The following is a 16,036-nucleotide window of genomic DNA, read 5'->3' on the forward strand; positions in this document are numbered from 1 at the left end:
GGCAAGCCCCAAATTATCCGCAGCGACAATGGCCCGGAATACATCAGCAGCAAGCTCGTGCTATGGGCGGAAAAGCACGGCATTCGACTGGAGCATATCCAGCCCGGTAATCCACAGCAGAATGCCTACGTCGAGCGCTACAACCGCACGGTGCGCTACGACTGGCTGGGGCATTACTTGTTCGAGTCCATCGCCGAGGTGCAGGAGCATGCAACGCGCTGGGTATGGATATACAATCACGAACGGCCAAACATGGCCCTGGGTGGCATCACCCCCAAACAGAAGTTGGCTCTCGTGGCCTGACCTCTACTTCTGGCGAGCACTAAAAATGGGGGGATTACCGCTACAGGGTTTTAAATTGCATCATTTGTACGAAAACCGGAGCCGAGAAAATGAGCAAACCCTGCAATGGGCAGTGTGGTAGTGAAGACTCTGTCGTAGATGACAAGTTTCAGGGACGCGCCACCGCCGAAACAGGTAGCCAGCTAAGCACCTACAAAATACCAAAAATGGATTGTCCCTCGGAAGAGCGAATGATTCGAATGGCACTGACTGGCGTTGAAAACATTCAGTCGCTGTCATTCGATTTATCGGGTCGTACATTGGAAATTATCCACCATGGAGAAACCGGTCCTATTACCAGCAAACTGGAAAACCTGGGCCTGGGTGCTTCCTTGCAGCGGACAGAAGACGCCAGCGCTGAATCCGTCAGAGCGGCTGAATCTTCTAAGGCCAACGAAAGCGAAGAATCCGGCACTTTATGGATACTGCTGGCAATCAACGGCCTGATGTTTCTGGTCGAGATGACGATGGGCCTGATCGCCCAGTCCGCTGGCCTGATTGCAGACTCGCTAGACATGCTTGCCGATGCCGCCGTCTACGGTCTCGCACTTTACGCCGTTGGGCACGGCATCAAAATGCAGGTCAGAGCGGCCCATGTGGCAGGCATCCTCCAGCTTATCCTTGCCGCTGGGGTATTGGTTGAAGTTAGCAGACGTTTTCTGTTCGGCAGTGATCCTCAGTCGTTAATGATGATGGCCGTCGCCTCTGTTGCTCTCATTGCGAATATCAGTTGCCTGCTCCTGATCGCAAAACACCGTGAAGGCGGTGCTCACATGAAAGCCAGCTGGATATTTTCAGCCAACGACGTGGTCATCAACCTGGGGGTAATACTTGCGGGGCTGCTCGTTGCCTGGACCGGGTCCAACTACCCAGATCTGATTATTGGCGGAATTGTCGGTGGCATCGTCTTGATGGGTGCCAAACGCATACTGGCACTGAAAGGCTGAACCTTTCGGGGGCAGGCGGTCGATTATCGGCTTGCCGTTGCCAATCTACGGGGAGTAAACATCAATGCACAGTGAACTGAAGCCATCCTATATTGCGGAGCTTGAGGCGACAGGCAGGGCGGAAGGCGCAGGCGATTTCCAGACAGCCTTCACCCATCTGGAACGTGCCCATATCCTCAGCCAGAAATATGCTCTGGCGCACGCTACAACCCACTTACGGATGCTCAGACTGGGTTGGCGAACAAGAGACGTTCGTGAGGTGCTGGGGCAGTTGACCCGAACCATTGCCGCCCTGGTCTTTTCCCGAATTTGGGTTCCGGTCGGAAACACCGGTCGTGCAAACGTCAGCGCGTTTGCACCCATGCCGGTGCCCGAGGATTTGGCAGTGGTGCTTTCGGAGGCGGAGGGAAGGCGTGACTAGAATGTTCGCTTTTGTTTAATGAGCTGATTTCGAGGTATTTGACGACCGGCGATGATCGTTTAAGATGAAGTTGCGGTACAGGGAGAGGTCCCGATGGCCGCGACCGGCGATGAGGGGCGTGCCGTTAATGGCTAACCCCCGAATCCCTCTCTTCCAGCAACTCCCTCAAGAAGCTCGCCCGCTTGGTGGCATTGCTTACCGATTTCACGATGGACGCAAAATCACTAGCCTGCGCGACAATGTGTATCTCTGCCTCGGCACGGGTAATCGCCGTGTAAAGCCACGCACGGTCTGAGATGCGACCCTTCTGGACTGCCACGATGATTCTCGGGAACTGGCTTCCTTGAGCTTTGTGGAGCGTGATTCCGTAACCAAGCTCCATGCAATCGAAGACTTCATCCGTAATTGAAATGGCCTCTCCGGTATCCAGGGTCACGATACCAAATGTTTCTTGGCCATCCTGAGTGTCGCGCTCTGTTGAGGATAAGATGCCAAGTGACCCATTCTGAATGCCGATGTTGTAGTTGTTCCTGGTGAAGAGGATCGGGTCGCCCACTCTCATATCGAGGAAGAAGTCATCGCCATGCAGCCTAAACTGCAAGCGCTCCCCATCGGGGTTGATCAGCTTTTGGCATTCACGGTTCACCTCGCCAACGAGAGCCTTGGTGGCTCCGATGATCTGGGTGTTATAGGGTGACTCCGCGTACAAGGATTTGCACTTATCGACCACCTGCTGCGGAGGCGTCTCGTGGAACGTGATTGCGCCAACCGATAACGATGGAGGCACCTCGCCCCGATTGATGGTAGTCGAGTATTCCGGGATGCTCGTTGAGCCTTCTTGGCGTTTGACGATGTTCAACTCAACCGTAGCGATTGCGCCGGATTCAACGATGTCTGAGAGGACTTTGCCACATCCGATGGCTGGCAGCTGGTTCGGATCGCCTGTCAGGATGATACGTACTGAAGGATCGAGGTGCGTAACGATCCGATACATGGTCGGGAGGTCGATCATACTGGCTTCGTCGATGACCAGAAGATGCTTCGGCTCATCTAATGACGGCGAGATCGGCTCTTCCCGTAACAGGCGAGCAATCGTCATGGTGAAGAATCCGATGCTCTCGTGCAGTCGCATGGCTGCTCGCCCCGACAGTGCGACGGCATGAACCTTATAGCCTAGTGCGGCATAGGCTTTGAGCGCGGTACTAAGGACCGTGGTCTTGCCCGTACCGGCACCACCCGTGATGCAGGACACCGAATTCGTCAGGCTCGACTCAACCGCTCGGAACTGCTGCTCGGTCAGGTCGTAGGGCAACTCCTGAACGGCCTCGGTGAGCGCCTTGAAAACGGATTCATCTTCATCCTTGTTGGCGGCCAGGGCCTTGAGCCGCTTGGCAACGACCGACTCCATCATGATTTGGGCGGTGGGATGGTAGGTGCCGGTCTCTGGCCTGAGAATGAACTGGCCGTTGCGATAACCGCTGGCGAATGCCTCTGCAACCAGAGTTTTATCGCCTAGCAGTTTGATCATCTCGGGCCTGAGCGCCTGATGAGTGGCGTAGGTGTGCCCCTTTTCTACCTCTTTTCGTATCGCGCTTTCTAAAGCAGCTGCGAGCCGCATCGGTGCCGATTTCTCCATACCCATCTGTTCAGCAATGGTATCGATATCGGCAAAAGACATCCCGAATCCGAGCAATGCGTAAGGATTGCTCTTGAGTATCTCAACGGTACGATTATCGTGGTATTTCAGGATGCGTTGCTGAATGCGCAGCGGCACTCCCAGAGAGGCCAACCAGTTGGCATGCGCGAGGTTTTTGTACTTGGCGTACCCGTTGTATAGCGCGGTTACCGAAACCTCGCTGAGAACCTCCCTGAGGCGGCCTCTGTGCTCTGAGGTCTCGAACTGGAGCATGGGGTGCAGTTCACTGCCAAAAGCGTCCCAGAGGGCTCGTGCTTTAGCCTCACCGATACCGGTGAACTCCTTTTCATTGGCAATGAAGCGGATCAGCGCCTCGCCCGTTTCCGGCAGCATGCACTCCATCTCAGCTGGGGCATCATACAAATGCTGCTGAAGCTTATAATCGCCTGCTTGAACGGTCTCCAGCGTCCTTACGCCACGCACCCGCCATTGCTGACCAACAGACGGCTTGATAGGCAGGGACTGGTTTTCGCATCGGATGCTAACGATGTATTTGCCCGAGTTGATTTTGTAACTGTCGGCTTTAAGGGGAATGCCCGTGAAGATCGCGTATTTATAGCCGTTGTGTTGGCAGCTGGTGACACGGAAATACTCTTCATGCATCGGGCGCGACTCCGAACTCTGTGAGGACTTCAGACAGTTCACCGTAACGTTTTAGCTTGGCTTCGAGGGTTGCCACCCGGGCCTTCAGCTCAATGTTTTCCTGCTCCAGCACTGAGAGCCTTCTCGATTCCATGGCTCTTTGGTTGACACTAGGGTCGTAGCGCTTCGGTTCTGACCGCTGGGCCTGGGCGGTTTCGGTCAGTTCTGGCAGAACACCCCGATCACGCAGGTTTTGCTCCAGATTGTCCAGCGCCGTTTTGATGGCCGGATTCTGGCGCAACGCGCTCTTTCCGATGCCTATGGCTTTGGCTACCTCGCCACGGTTTAGCTGGCCTCGAAAGATGATCTGCTTAAAATCGTCATCCGTTTGGGTGGCCGCCCAGCTCTGGAAGGCACTCAGGTTCTGACGTGCTCTTTCCTGACCATTACTCATCCATTTCCCCCAGGATCTTCTTGAGCCCGGTTAGAAAGCCGCGAGGTAGGATTTCCGTACCCAGCTCATCTTTCACTTGGCCCAGTGCGTTCGCTCTGAATCCGAGTTTCTCCAACCATTCCTCGGTGCAGACGGTTTGTAACGCCTTGATCTCGTTCTCCGAACAGATCCCCTTTAACGAGGGCAGCAGCTCTACGCTGGTTTCAGATTGGGGCTCCACATAAGTCGCGGGACGCTTATCAATCACGATCTGGGCTGTGCTCTTGAGCATGTTGGCTTCGCTTCTGTAGCGATCCCGCTCCCGAATGATTTGTCCAAAGAGGGCACGCACCGCCGCGTCCTCAATGCGCTCCAGCAGTTGGTGGTCTTGGCTCATTCTCTTGGGTGGCCCGACCGGTGGTTTCTTCGTGGTGGTCTTCGCCTTGGCAGCCCACGCTTCGACCAGATCCCGATAATGCTTGTTTGCAGTGGCACGAATCGATTGATAGCCCACACCGCCATCTTCCTCGGATACGCGCCCAATGGTGGTGATGGAAAAGTCCCGAGCACCGGAGTCGAAGTAGGCGCTCAACGTTTCGTGGAGCTTGTCCAGAGAACCCTTCGTCTTCGCGCTCTTGCCGTCTTTTAGGGTGTCCAGAATCGCATCAACATCAATGTTCATTCGAACACCTCCAAGGCCGGAATTCGCTTCAGAGCGCCTGACGACAGCGTGATCGGGGTGATTTGTTTGATTGCCTCAAATCCCGATTTCAGCAACCCATCGTTCTCCAGGAACTCTTGCGCTTCGATGTAGTTTGTTGCGATTCGATAACCCTCCATCTTGTCGTCTGGGTCCGCGATCTTAGCCATCTTTCGAACGAGCGCATTACCCACGATCAACTGTGTGTTTTCGTCCATTTCCAGAAAGACGGGCTTGTACCCGGAGCGGGCCATCATGCGACTCAAGGCGTTGGTGCGCTTGGTAATGGCAGGTGTTTTGCGCAGATCATCGTGCAAGTCGGGATAGAATTCAGCGTCCTCGCAGAGCAAGGACAGGTGCAGCAATTCCGAGTCAGTTTCGATGAATTTCATGCTGACGTTGAGGTCTTCCGCAGACCCCACGGCGATCAGCTTTTGACGGTCATCGTCCTCCGTTCGCCCATTCTCTATCTGGACCACTTTGTTGATCAGATTGAAGATGGCGATGTAGTCCTTGACGTACTCATCTGCCTCCACGCGCTGCTTCTCGTACCGGCGCTCCAGCGCCTGAAGTTCGCTGTGCTTGAGAAACGGTTTGCCTTCGTCCTCGGCAATGAACAGCTCATCCTTCAGGGCCTCTAATTGGCCTTCAATCTCGACGGCCAGTTCAGCCGCCTGATGCGCCTGGTAGCTGACCTGATTGAACTTGGAATTCAGAGCTGGCAAGTACGTTGCGTCGGTGATGTGCCAGCGACAGCGGGGACAGTTTTCAGGGCCATGGGGTACCGAACCATAAACTCTTGAGTGTGCCGTCGCACTATCTCTAAAGAGGGGGCCGCCGTTCCAGCAGCCCCCAACGATGGCTAGCTCATCCGAACGCACGGAGTTGCCTCCGACCAGGCACAGACCGGTGGCCCGCTCTTCCCAGCCAATCGGATTCCGGTTCGCCAGCACGGTTGCGACAGAGTTGTATGTATCAGCGTGGAAGGCAGTGCGGAGCTTGATCTGCCTCATCTCTGCGTCCTGAAGAAAGTTCTTCAGGGACGCTTCCCCGCGTTCAACCAGGGCGGAGTCGGCCTCATTCATTTTCTCGGCCATCACCGAGGGCGTGATCTTGTTGTAGTAGATCGTCATCAGCAACCGGGTATGGCCGGCCAAAAGCTTGGAAATCACTGGCAACGGCAGGTCAGTGTCCATGGTGTAGCAGGTGATCAGCGACACGCGAAGGCTGTGAAGCGGGTATTCCGTTGCCACCTTGGATGATTCTTGACCCTCGTAGTCCTCGCCGTAATCTTTCACGAACTGAAGGCGGTCTCCGTTGGCCATTGCTTGACCCGCCTGGAAGACATCCTCTTCCAGTTTGGACAGCAGACGATACCAGGGACTGTCTGGGAAGGTATAGCCAATCGGTAAAGCCGAATTCCGCTCCCGGAACAAAAAGGCAAACTCGCCCATCTCGGTTAATTGCTTCTTGGATTTGGCCTTGCCAACATGTCTTCTTTGAAGCTCGGTACCATTCACCAATCGGTCGATGGGGTTATATTTTTCCTGCCAGTTGCGGAGTTTTTCCAGCCAATACAGCAGTTCTTCGTGCTGCCAGGGGATGGTATACCCTCGCTGAATTTCGTCTTTATTTTGATCGGCGGTTTTGTTGGTGGAGATATATAGACCGGTGGCAAAACTCTCCGTCATCGAGTCGTAAATGCGCCGGAAGACGCCTTTCTGGTAAGGGCGTTTGGGCGTCCCGTACTTGAAGCGGTGTTTGGTGTTCTCCACCCAATGACCGCTCTCGTAACGCCAGGTATCGCCTTCGCCGGAGTCCAGAAACCGTACCTGGTAAGAACGAAGGGGCAGATGGAGTTTGGTAAATAGAAACATCGCCAACACCGGCGACCAGATTTCATGGATGGTCACAGACTTGAATAATTTACCGATTTTCCGTTGGACCAACCGTGTACGGGCGACGCAATCCGGATCATCGGGATCAATAACCTCTGGAGGCACTTCCATCCACGCCTGATTGCCAGGTTGAAGGTGATCGATGGCCCACTGCCAGTCCCGGAAATGAAACCCGACCCATGGCGTTTTATTGCCAGGGTCATCGGTTGGATAGGGGCAGAGGATGTGCCTGACTTGCTGGATATAGCGATAGGGTAACGGGCTGTGGACGGTTTCGGTGCTTGATTTATTTGCCTTGATTTTCTCGAACGGATTAGGGAACAGGGGCCGCTCGACGCCGTGATCATCCTCGGCACTTAGATGATGCTTGAGAATGTAGTCGCATAAATCGACGATAAAAGAAATGTATTTAGATTTATCAGCAGTCGTTCCACGGCTAACCATAAAGGCATCCAATTCTTCATTCGACACTTTGTGGCCGCTCGGATGGCCCTTGAACATCGTCGCCACATCAGCGGCATACGGGGCTTTCGCGTTCAGGTAAAGAAGAAATTTTCTGATAGCCTCCAAACGCGCACTAAGGTTTGTGTCTTTCGTTGTTAGCCATTCAGCGGCGTACTGCTGCCACTGAAGCCAGTTTGATCCAAGATCAGAAGTGACCCATCCTAATTTCAGGTCGGTGGAATAGCCTTTCCCCTTGAATTTTTTGGTCATGTTATCGCTTCCCTAACCGTGGATTCTTGCCCGTGAAGTGGCCGTTAGGATCGAGGTCTTCAAAGCCGTGTTCGGCCAACGTCTTCCAGTCGAAAGACGTTGGAGGCTTCTCCTTATCCGATTCCAGTTGAAGTTGCTCTGATGCCTGAGATAGCGCATTTGAGACTTTCATGCTGGAGGGCATGGTGTAAGGAACCTGAGACTCCAGGCTTGAGTGATGCAGGCACTTTTTGCGAATGAGTGGATCGACCCCGGCATCCGTCAATCGACGCCCATAATTGTGGCGATGGCCATGAGGATCGAGCCCTACGCTCTTGTTGGGTTCGAGGCCAATTCGTCTTAATCCAGCCGCGTAGCTTTGGGAAAAGGCATTGTAGGTGTAGGGATTGCCTAGATAGCGAGAGTCGAAGCTGATAAACGCATAGGGGTGATGGCACTCCAACGATGCACGGAAAACCAAATACTGTCGCCACAGCAACATGAATATCCGAGCAAACTCCTGCGGGAAAAAATACGCCTCCAAGTAACCATCCTTGTGATCCAGGGTTTTGGATTTCCAGCCGAGATGCTGGGTGTTTTGCATCTCCTGACGCGGTATGCGTGAATACTTTTCTTGTAGGTACGCCTTGCGTGTTTTTATCCCTTTTCGGGACTTCCATCCTTCAGGTGCCTTACCTTCTATCTCGTTGTAGATTCTCACGATTGCCCGATCCGGATCAGAGGGGTCTTCAAAGACATCTGTGACCCACAGCAGCAGCGCTTCGCTACGCCTCAACCCGGCCGCGTGCATCAGGAGCAAGATAAGCTTGTCCCGCAGCGCAACTCGCGGGTCTTTGGCTCCTCCCAAGCCATTCATGTAGAAGTCTTCAAACTTTCCCGTAGGAAAGGCAATAGCATCGTCATTGGTTCTTGCCAGAGGTGTTCTGCCCTTGATGCTGCGGGCTCTCTTGACAGTATTGTTGGTCGATTTGTCTTTGATGTGTCCGAGGAAATCGTTCTGATTGCGCCTAAACCAAGCGGCATACTGGATGCGCTCCTCATGTCGAGTGGCTGTGCGCAAGGTATTAAGAGGCTTGCCCAGACCTTTATCCGAGAGCCAATTGGTGAAATTCGTCAGATTGCTGATGTGTCGATGTATCGTGCCATTGCTGGCCGGTATCCAATAAAGGCCAGAGGGGTCCAATCCATCTTCACCGATGGTGCCGCTATAGAGCCGTCGGACAAAGGCGGCGAACAACGCTTCGGGTTCATCGAACATGCCTTCGTTGGCACTCATGAACTCGATGAGGAGCCTAATCGACTGAATATGGTTAGTGATTGTTGAAAGTGAGATGCCGTTTAGGTGAAGGCTAAGCACATAATCTGTGACTGACCCCAAAACCCCTTGGTCAGTCAGAATGACCGGAATCTCTGTGGCCACTCCACTTTGGTCCTGAACTACCTTGGCTGTAACCTTCGTTGCAAACATCCTTGATGCCCTACACATATTACATAGTATTCACTATACATATAGTTCATTCTTCAGGAAAAAGAAACCCCCAATTAAGGGGGTTTTTATCAAAATTACACAGTTCTATGTACTATACAGAACCGCGGGCAGCCTTTTTCATTGCTGGCTGGCAATCAGGACAGCATGCCGCCGTCGACGTTGATGGCAGCGCCGGTGGTGTAGCTGGAGGCTTCGCTCACCAGGTACAGGACGGTGCCGGCCATTTCTGACGGGTCAGCTGCACGGGCCAGCGGAATGCGCTCGAGTGCTGGCTTGAGGATGGCGTCGTTGGTGGTCAGCGCCGAGGCGAACTTGGTGTCGGTCAGGCCTGGCAGCAGCGCATTGCAGCGAATGCCGAACTGGGCGGTTTCTTTGGCGAAGACCTTGGTCATGTTGATGACCGCAGCCTTGGTGATGGAGTAGATACCCTGCAGCTGGCCGGGCACCACGCCGTTGACCGAAGCGACGTTCAGGATGTTGCCGCCGCCGTGCTTGCGCATCAGCTTGCCGGCTTCGACGGACATGAAGAAATAGCCGCGGATGTTGACGTCGACGGTCTTCTGGAAAGCGCCCAGGTCGGTGTCCAGCACGTTACCGAAGTAGGGGTTGGCGGCAGCGTTGTTGACCAGAATGTCCAGCTTGCCGAACTGATCTTCGATGGCGGCGACGGTGGCGACGATCTGCTCCATGTCACCGATGTGGCAGGCCTGGGCAGAAGCCTTGCCGCCCGCTGCAACGATGGCGTCGGCGACGGCCTGGCAGTCTTCGATCTTACGGCTGGAGATGATCACGTGCGCACCCTGTTGGGCCAGCAGCTTGGCGATGGCTTCGCCGATGCCGCGGCTGGCGCCGGTTACCAGAGCTACTTTGCCGTCGAGGTCGAACAGTTGGGTCTTTTGCATGGCTTGATCCTTGATCTCGTTCTGCCTCCTTGCAGAGGCGCTGATTAGATGCCGCGCAGCGGCCACAGGGTGACTGCGGGCGCCAGGCAGGGCGACATGACCGGTTAATCTAAAGCAGCCGCTACGCAGGAACAAGGAATGTGCCGGACGATTAGACCGGGTGTTGCCGGTCCATTGGCTGAATCAATGGACCACCGCCGGCTGCTGGCGCTGCCGGCGGTGGTGGCTCTCAGGAGGCGTTCTGGCTGGCAATAAAGGCGCGCCAGCCACCAAAGCCGGTAATGTCTCGCGCACCGCTGAGTGCGGCAGGCTCACAGATGAAGCCTTTGACCCAGCGACCATCGGCCAGCTCCAGATTGCCGATGCCCAGCGGCGGTGGTATCTCGGCTACAAACTCACCAAAGCGTGCCACCGGTACATCCCACAGCTCGACAATGATTTGCGCGCCGTCTTCGCTGACGCGCGCTAGGCCCGGCTTGGGCGGCACGGTGCCGGGCAGGGCGTAGAGCCGGTAGTCGGCACAGGTCAGCGTCTGCTCTACCAGGCAGGCGTCGCGGCTGGTGAGCTGAAAATTAAGCGGCATGCCGGTCAGATGCGCGCCGACCACCGCAACACGGACCGAGCCGGGATCAGGCTTGCTGTTGCCCGATGGCGCCGGGCAGGGGCGTGCGGTGGCGCCCAGGGGCAGGCCCTGGCTGTGCTGCCAGCGCTTGCCCAGGCTGGCCAGCGCGTAGTCATGCCAGGCCGGGGCGATCAGGGTGACGCCGGCCGGTAGCCCGTCGGCCCGGAAGCTGGCAGGCAACGCCAGCGCACTCAGGTCGGCCAGATTGGTGAAATTGGTGTAGGTGCCGAACTGGCTGTTGTAGAGCACCGGCTCATCCTGCATTTCGCTGATGCGGCGAATGGTTGGTGAGGTGGGTACCAGCAGGGCGTCAAAGTCGGCCAGCACCAGATTGATGCGGCGCGACAGTTCGGCTCTGGTGTATTCCGCGCGGTAGGCGTCGCAGGCACTGTACTTGTCGCCGCCGGCGGTGATGGTGCGTACCACCGGGTCCATATCCTCCGGGTTGACGCCATCTACGGCGACCGTGCGCTCGGCTACCCAGGAGCCCTGGTAGAGCTGGGCAGCCAGCTCGGCAAAGGGGGCAAAGTCGATCTCGCACAACTCGACGCCCAGTGCGCGCCACTGCTCCAGTGCCGCTTCATAGGCAGCCTGCATTTGTTGGTCGCCGTGGAACTCGGGGTTGCTGGCGATAGCCAGGCGCGGTGTTTGCGCGGTACCTACCGGTGCGCTGCCGGGGTTGCTGCGGCTGTACGGGTCGGCGGCGTCGAAACCTCCCGCAATGCCGGCTACCTGCTCGGCGTCCTCGACGGTAAGGGCAAAGATCGAGATACAGTCCAGGGTTTGGCAGGCCGGGAGCAGTCCGCGGTTGGACAGCCAGCCGCGGGTCGGCTTGAGGCCGACGATATTGTTGAAACCGGCTGGTACCCGGCCTGAGCCGGCCGTATCGGTGCCCAGGGCGAAGGGTACGAGTCCACGGGCGACTACGCTGGCCGAGCCTGAGCTGGAGCCACCGCTGACGTAATCGGGGTTGAAGGTGTTGGCGACGGCGCCGTAGGGCGAGCGAGTGCCAACCAGCCCGGTGGCAAACTGATCGAGGTTGGTCTTGCCGATCAGAATGGCGCCGGCAGCGCGCAGGCGGGTGACCACCGCCGCGTCGGCCTCGGCCTCGTGGGCAAAGGCCGGGCAGGCGGCGGTGGTTTGCCAGCCGGCAGCATCAATGTTGTCTTTGATAGCGAACGGAACGCCGTACAGAGGCAGGGCTGTCAGGTCGCCATTGGCGGCCTCCAGCTGCGCCGCCAAGGCTTGCAGCTGGCTGCTCAGTTGCTCGGCACTGGCCAGGCTGATCCAGGCGTTGTCGGTCTCGCCTAGCTGAGCACGCAGAGCGGGCAGCAGGGTGTCCGGGGTGACGCCGGGTTGTTGGTAGGCTTGTTGCCATTCGCTGAGGGTAAAACCGGTCGTGCTGTTGCTCATAGTGTTGAATACCGTCTTGGATACAAGATGGTATTGGCTAAAGCAAGTCGCATGCCTCTATGGGTAATTTTAATAAAATCAGATGGTTAGGTGGTTTGCAGGTGGTAGGGCGGAGCGAGGGGATAGTTATGTGCCCGGTTCTGGGGCGTACTGGTTGCCAGTCTGCCTGATTGCGGGGCGGAGAGAGGCGCCTGGAGGCGCCCCTCTGGCTATTGCCTCAGGCCGGGAACAGTTCGCCCAGCTTGAGAGCCAGCATCATGTCGCCTTCGGCGCGCAGCTTGCCGCCCATGAACGCCTGCATGCCGTCGGTTTCGCCAGTCATGACGCCGACCAGGGTTTCCTTGTCCATGATCAGGGTGACGTTCGGGTCGGCAGCTTCGCCCTTGGCCAGAGCGCAGGTGCCATCCTTGACGGTAACGTTGAAGTTCTCGTCGTCGGTGATGTTGAACTGGAATACCAGATCCAGACCGGCTGCAGCGGCTGAGTTGAACTTGGATTCCATCTGGCTGGTGATTTCTGCAACGGTAGTCATCGGTCGTTCCTATGCTGGTTGAGGTGACGGGGCGGGATGCGCCGTCGCGGTTATCTGTAGCTGATCCATTCCGGACGCTGGTGGATGTCCAGGTGTGCCTGACTGTTGAAGGCAGCCAGGCTTACCTTGTCCGCCCGGTACTGCAGTCGGCTGACAGAGGTGTTCACGATTTGCCAGTTAAGCTCAAAGGCGCTGGTGGCTGGCATTTGCGTGATCAGTTGCAGGGCGGCGGTAATGGTGCCGCCCGAGGCGAAGATGGCGATGTTCTGGCCGCTGCCGGTGTTGGCGGCCATGACGCGCTGCAGGCCGCCGGACACCTGGTCTACATAGCTTTGCCAGGTGGGGCAGCCCTGCGGCGGGTTGTCGTCGGTGATCCACAGGGTCACGGCCATGCTGAAAATACGCTGAAATTCCTTGCGGTACTGTCCGGCATTGGCGAGGTAAAAGTCGGTGTCCGGGATGTGGTCGCGTACGCGGGGCAGGTAGGCGGCCATGACAGGGTCGGAGTGGTATTCGTTAAACGCCGGATCAATCTGTATATCGGTTTCGGGTTGGCGCAGCCCCGCCAGGCAGTGGCGGGCGGTGTCTATCTGGCGGCGCAGATCGCCCGCATAGCAGGCATCGATGCGCAGGCCGCAGCGGTGCAGGAACTCGCCGCATAGCTGGGATTGGCGCACGCCCAGCGGGGACAGTTCGTCGTAGTTGGCTGCGCCGAGTGACGCCTGCCCGTGTCTGATCAGGTAGATACTGCCCACAATCCCCGGTCCCTTTTGTGTTATGCGTTGAGGTTAGGCTTGAGCCGCTGAGGCTGTCAACAAAAAATCATACGAGCGTTTGAATTTTGCCTGCCTCAGCACCGCTCATGCGCCATGCGTTGCTGTATGCTTGAGTGCTTATGCAGTCTATTGGAATATGGTGGAGAGCGCAGTGGAATGGTTTGATCAGTATGTTTTTTTCCTCGCCAAGGCGCTGACGGTGCTGCTGGTTGTTGGTGCCTTAATAGTGCTGATCGCGGCCAGCAAGGGCCGCGGTAAGCGGGCAGAGGGGACGCTGCAGGTCAGTCGTCTGAATGACCGTTTCCAGCGCATGAACGAGCAGCTGAGCGAGTTGGTGCTCAGCAAGCAGGCGCGCAAGGCGCAGCTCAAGGCACGCAAGCAGGAGGCCAAAGCCCGCAGCAAGGACCCGCAGGCGGACGAGCGCGGCCGCGTCTACGTGCTCAACTTTCACGGTGACATCAAGGCCAGCGCGCTGGAAAACCTGCGTCACGAGGTAAGTGCGGTGCTCGAAATCGCACGCCCAAGCGATGAAGTGCTGGTGCGCCTGGAAAGCGGCGGAGGCATGGTTCACGCCTACGGTCTGGCGGCCTCGCAGCTGGTGCGGATTCGCGAGGCAGGAATCCCCTTGACCATTACCGTCGACAAGGTGGCGGCCAGCGGTGGCTACATGATGGCCTGTATCGCCGACCGGGTTCTGGCCGCACCCTTTGCGATGCTTGGCTCCATTGGTGTTGTGGCCCAGCTGCCCAACGTGCATCGTCTGCTGAAGAAGCACGACATCGATTTTGAGATGCTGACGGCTGGCGAATACAAGCGCACACTGACTATCTTTGGTGAGAACAGCGAAAAGGGGCGGGAGAAGTTTCAGGAAGACCTGGAAACCATTCACCGCCTGTTCAAGGATTTTGTCGCCCGCTACCGCCCGACACTGGATATTGATGCGGTGGCAACCGGCGAGGTCTGGTTTGGCAGCGAAGCGCTGTCGCGCGGCCTGAGTGACGAGTTGAAGACCAGCGATCAGTATCTGTGCGAGCGCGTTCGCCAGGCTGACGTCTTTGAGGTGCAATTTGAACAGCGTAAGCGGCTGCAGGAGCGGCTGTCCGGTGGCCTGTCACAGGCGGCCGACAAGCTGCTGGTGACCTGGGCTTCACGCTTTCACAATCAACGATTCTGGTAGGAGCGAATATGTCTGAATTCAAGGCGCTGGTGGTATCTGAGCAGGATGGACGCTACGTCTCGGCCGTACAGCAGCGGCACGTTGATGACCTGCCCGCAGGCGACGTGCTGATTCGTGTGCGTTACTCCTCGCTGAACTACAAGGACGCGCTGTCTGCCAGCGGTAACAAGGGCGTCACCCGCAATTACCCGCACACCCCCGGTATCGATGCGGCGGGTGTGGTTGAGGCCAGCTCGGTGCCGGAACTGGTGGCGGGCGATGAGGTGATTGTGACCGGTTACGACCTGGGTATGGGCACCTCGGGTGGCTTTGGCCAGTACATTCGGGTGCCGGCGAGCTGGGTGATCAAGCGTCCTGAGGGGCTTTCCCTGCGTGACAGCATGGTGCTGGGTACTGCCGGCCTGACGGCGGCCCTGTGTATCGACAAGCTGGAGCAGGCAGGTCTCACCCCGGGTCAGGGCCCGGTACTGGTCACCGGTGCGACCGGAGGCGTGGGCAGCATCGCTGTGGCCATGCTGTCCAGCCTGGGCTACGAGGTGGCTGCCGCGACCGGCAAGGCGCTGCAGGCCGATATGCTCACGCGTCTGGGTGCCAGCCAGATTGTTGATCGTACGGCGCTGCAAAGTGGTACGGAAAAGATGCTGCTCAAGGAGCAGTGGGCTGGTGCGGTGGATACCGTGGGCGGCGACATCCTGTTCAACGTGGTCAAGTCGCTGCGTTACGGTGCGAGCGTGGCAACCTGCGGGATGACCGCCGGTGGCGGCTTTGCGGCCAGCGTGTTCCCGTTCATTCTGCGCAACGTCAACTTGCTGGGTGTGGACTCTGTCGAGCTGCCGCTGGTCGTCAAGGCGTCCATGTGGGATCGGTTGTCGCTGCAGTGGAAGACCGACCTGCACAACCTGGAGCGGGAGATTTCGCTGGAGGAGCTGCCCGAAGAGATCGAGCGCATTCTCGCCGGCAAGATGACCGGGCGCGTGGTGGTCAATCTGGGTTAGTCAGCTGACAGCGTCACGCAGGAATAAAAAAACCGGGGCAGAGCCCCGGTCAGACTGCTGACGAACCCCGTGTTTTCGCGGGGTTTCGTTTTTCTGGGGTGTTTGTAATGATTTTGCAGGTGTCGGGTAATTTAGCCTGCTAACCGCTAAAAACCGTCCGAGCAGCTCCATTTCCAGCCTCGCAGCCAAGTGCCGCGCCTTATCCCGGATTGCAGGCGTAAAAGCATCGCCAGCAGGCGGGCAATCTTCTTCATGTTTTGGCAGGCGGCTGCCAGCAGGCACTGTTTCATTACCTTGCGCAGTCCACGGAATCGGGCATAACGGTGCCCGTGCAGCTCCTTGGCGTCCGCAAAGCTGCGCTCGACGGTTTCCTTGCGCCTGGCATAGATGCGCTTGC

Annotated in this window: 15 protein-coding genes; 5 read left to right on the forward strand and 10 right to left on the reverse strand. The window is 57.2% G+C overall.

Translation table 11 applies throughout. The features are described from left to right. The 3 genes from BM116_RS17900 to BM116_RS17910 all read left to right on the forward strand — a co-directional run. Positions 1-303, forward strand: a 303-nt coding sequence (locus tag BM116_RS17900) for an integrase core domain-containing protein (protein ID WP_139222375.1), incomplete at its 5' end; no start/stop codon positions are given. Positions 304-392: 89 nt separating this feature from the next. Beyond that, positions 393-1,289, forward strand: a complete 897-nt coding sequence (locus BM116_RS17905; protein WP_014420764.1) for a cation efflux transmembrane domain-containing protein — start codon at positions 393-395, stop codon at positions 1,287-1,289. 64 nt (positions 1,290-1,353) lie between these two features. Next, positions 1,354-1,710 (forward strand): DUF3703 domain-containing protein, encoded by a 357-nt coding sequence (locus tag BM116_RS17910; protein ID WP_083729042.1) that lies wholly within the window; start codon positions 1,354-1,356, stop codon positions 1,708-1,710. Positions 1,711-1,834: 124 nt separating this feature from the next. Here the strand turns inward: BM116_RS17910 and BM116_RS17915 are convergent, their stop codons facing one another. The 9 genes from BM116_RS17915 to BM116_RS17955 all read right to left on the reverse strand — a co-directional run bounded on the left by BM116_RS17915 (position 1,835) and on the right by BM116_RS17955 (position 13,446). Continuing rightward, positions 1,835-4,009: an AAA family ATPase gene (locus tag BM116_RS17915; RefSeq protein ID WP_083729040.1), complete on the reverse strand. Its 2,175-nt coding sequence runs from the start codon at positions 4,007-4,009 to the stop codon at positions 1,835-1,837. Continuing rightward, positions 4,002-4,442 (reverse strand): VPA1267 family protein, encoded by a 441-nt coding sequence (locus BM116_RS17920; protein WP_083729038.1) that lies wholly within the window; start codon positions 4,440-4,442, stop codon positions 4,002-4,004. Before BM116_RS17920 ends, BM116_RS17915 begins: the two co-directional genes overlap by 8 nt. Next, complete coding sequence (gene gmtX / locus BM116_RS17925) at positions 4,435-5,103, reverse strand: gamma-mobile-trio protein GmtX (RefSeq protein WP_083729036.1); 669 nt, start codon at positions 5,101-5,103, stop codon at positions 4,435-4,437. The genes BM116_RS17920 and gmtX overlap by 8 nt, the downstream gene beginning before the upstream one ends. Then, positions 5,100-7,733, reverse strand: coding sequence for a gamma-mobile-trio integrase GmtZ (gene gmtZ, locus BM116_RS17930; protein WP_083729034.1), 2,634 nt, complete (start codon positions 7,731-7,733; stop codon positions 5,100-5,102). Before gmtZ ends, gmtX begins: the two co-directional genes overlap by 4 nt. Position 7,734: 1 nt before the next feature. Beyond that, entirely contained in the window at positions 7,735-9,219 is a 1,485-nt protein-coding gene (gene gmtY / locus BM116_RS17935) for a gamma-mobile-trio recombinase GmtY (RefSeq protein WP_328586214.1), read from the reverse strand. Between the two features lie 137 nt (positions 9,220-9,356). Next, positions 9,357-10,124, reverse strand: a complete 768-nt coding sequence (locus tag BM116_RS17940; RefSeq protein WP_083729030.1) for an SDR family oxidoreductase — start codon at positions 10,122-10,124, stop codon at positions 9,357-9,359. A 229-nt stretch (positions 10,125-10,353) separates the two neighbouring features. Next, entirely contained in the window at positions 10,354-12,159 is a 1,806-nt protein-coding gene (gene atzF, locus BM116_RS17945) for an allophanate hydrolase (RefSeq protein ID WP_083729028.1), read from the reverse strand. Positions 12,160-12,376: 217 nt separating this feature from the next. Further along, positions 12,377-12,691: an SCP2 sterol-binding domain-containing protein gene (locus BM116_RS17950; protein ID WP_083729026.1), complete on the reverse strand. Its 315-nt coding sequence runs from the start codon at positions 12,689-12,691 to the stop codon at positions 12,377-12,379. Between the two features lie 50 nt (positions 12,692-12,741). Next, the gene (locus BM116_RS17955) at positions 12,742-13,446 is read right to left on the reverse strand and encodes a histidine phosphatase family protein (protein ID WP_083729024.1); all 705 of its coding nucleotides are present in this window, start codon (positions 13,444-13,446) and stop codon (positions 12,742-12,744) included. A 172-nt stretch (positions 13,447-13,618) separates the two neighbouring features. On the opposite strand from BM116_RS17955, the gene sohB reads away from it, so the two are divergent. After that, positions 13,619-14,644, forward strand: a complete 1,026-nt coding sequence (gene sohB, locus BM116_RS17960; protein WP_083729044.1) for a protease SohB — start codon at positions 13,619-13,621, stop codon at positions 14,642-14,644. An 8-nt stretch (positions 14,645-14,652) separates the two neighbouring features. Continuing rightward, complete coding sequence (locus tag BM116_RS17965; RefSeq protein ID WP_083729022.1) at positions 14,653-15,639, forward strand: YhdH/YhfP family quinone oxidoreductase; 987 nt, start codon at positions 14,653-14,655, stop codon at positions 15,637-15,639. A 146-nt stretch (positions 15,640-15,785) separates the two neighbouring features. Here the strand turns inward: BM116_RS17965 and BM116_RS17970 are convergent. Further along, a partial coding sequence (locus tag BM116_RS17970) for a transposase (protein WP_175494058.1) occupies positions 15,786-16,036 on the reverse strand: 251 nt, incomplete at its 5' end.

Source organism: Halopseudomonas pachastrellae, assembly GCF_900114765.1.
GTDB lineage: Bacteria > Pseudomonadota > Gammaproteobacteria > Pseudomonadales > Pseudomonadaceae > Halopseudomonas > Halopseudomonas pachastrellae.

Coding starts and splice junctions, on each gene's coding strand:
- BM116_RS17905 (WP_014420764.1), top strand. CDS start 393: ATGAGCAAACCCTGCAATGGGCAGTGTGGTAGTGAAGACTCTGTCGTA.
- BM116_RS17910 (WP_083729042.1), top strand. CDS start 1,354: ATGCACAGTGAACTGAAGCCATCCTATATTGCGGAGCTTGAGGCGACA.
- BM116_RS17915 (WP_083729040.1), bottom strand. CDS start 4,009: ATGCATGAAGAGTATTTCCGTGTCACCAGCTGCCAACACAACGGCTAT.
- BM116_RS17920 (WP_083729038.1), bottom strand. CDS start 4,442: ATGAGTAATGGTCAGGAAAGAGCACGTCAGAACCTGAGTGCCTTCCAG.
- gmtX (WP_083729036.1), bottom strand. CDS start 5,103: ATGAACATTGATGTTGATGCGATTCTGGACACCCTAAAAGACGGCAAG.
- gmtZ (WP_083729034.1), bottom strand. CDS start 7,733: ATGACCAAAAAATTCAAGGGGAAAGGCTATTCCACCGACCTGAAATTA.
- gmtY (WP_328586214.1), bottom strand. CDS start 9,219: ATGTGTAGGGCATCAAGGATGTTTGCAACGAAGGTTACAGCCAAGGTA.
- BM116_RS17940 (WP_083729030.1), bottom strand. CDS start 10,124: ATGCAAAAGACCCAACTGTTCGACCTCGACGGCAAAGTAGCTCTGGTA.
- atzF (WP_083729028.1), bottom strand. CDS start 12,159: ATGAGCAACAGCACGACCGGTTTTACCCTCAGCGAATGGCAACAAGCC.
- BM116_RS17950 (WP_083729026.1), bottom strand. CDS start 12,691: ATGACTACCGTTGCAGAAATCACCAGCCAGATGGAATCCAAGTTCAAC.
- BM116_RS17965 (WP_083729022.1), top strand. CDS start 14,653: ATGTCTGAATTCAAGGCGCTGGTGGTATCTGAGCAGGATGGACGCTAC.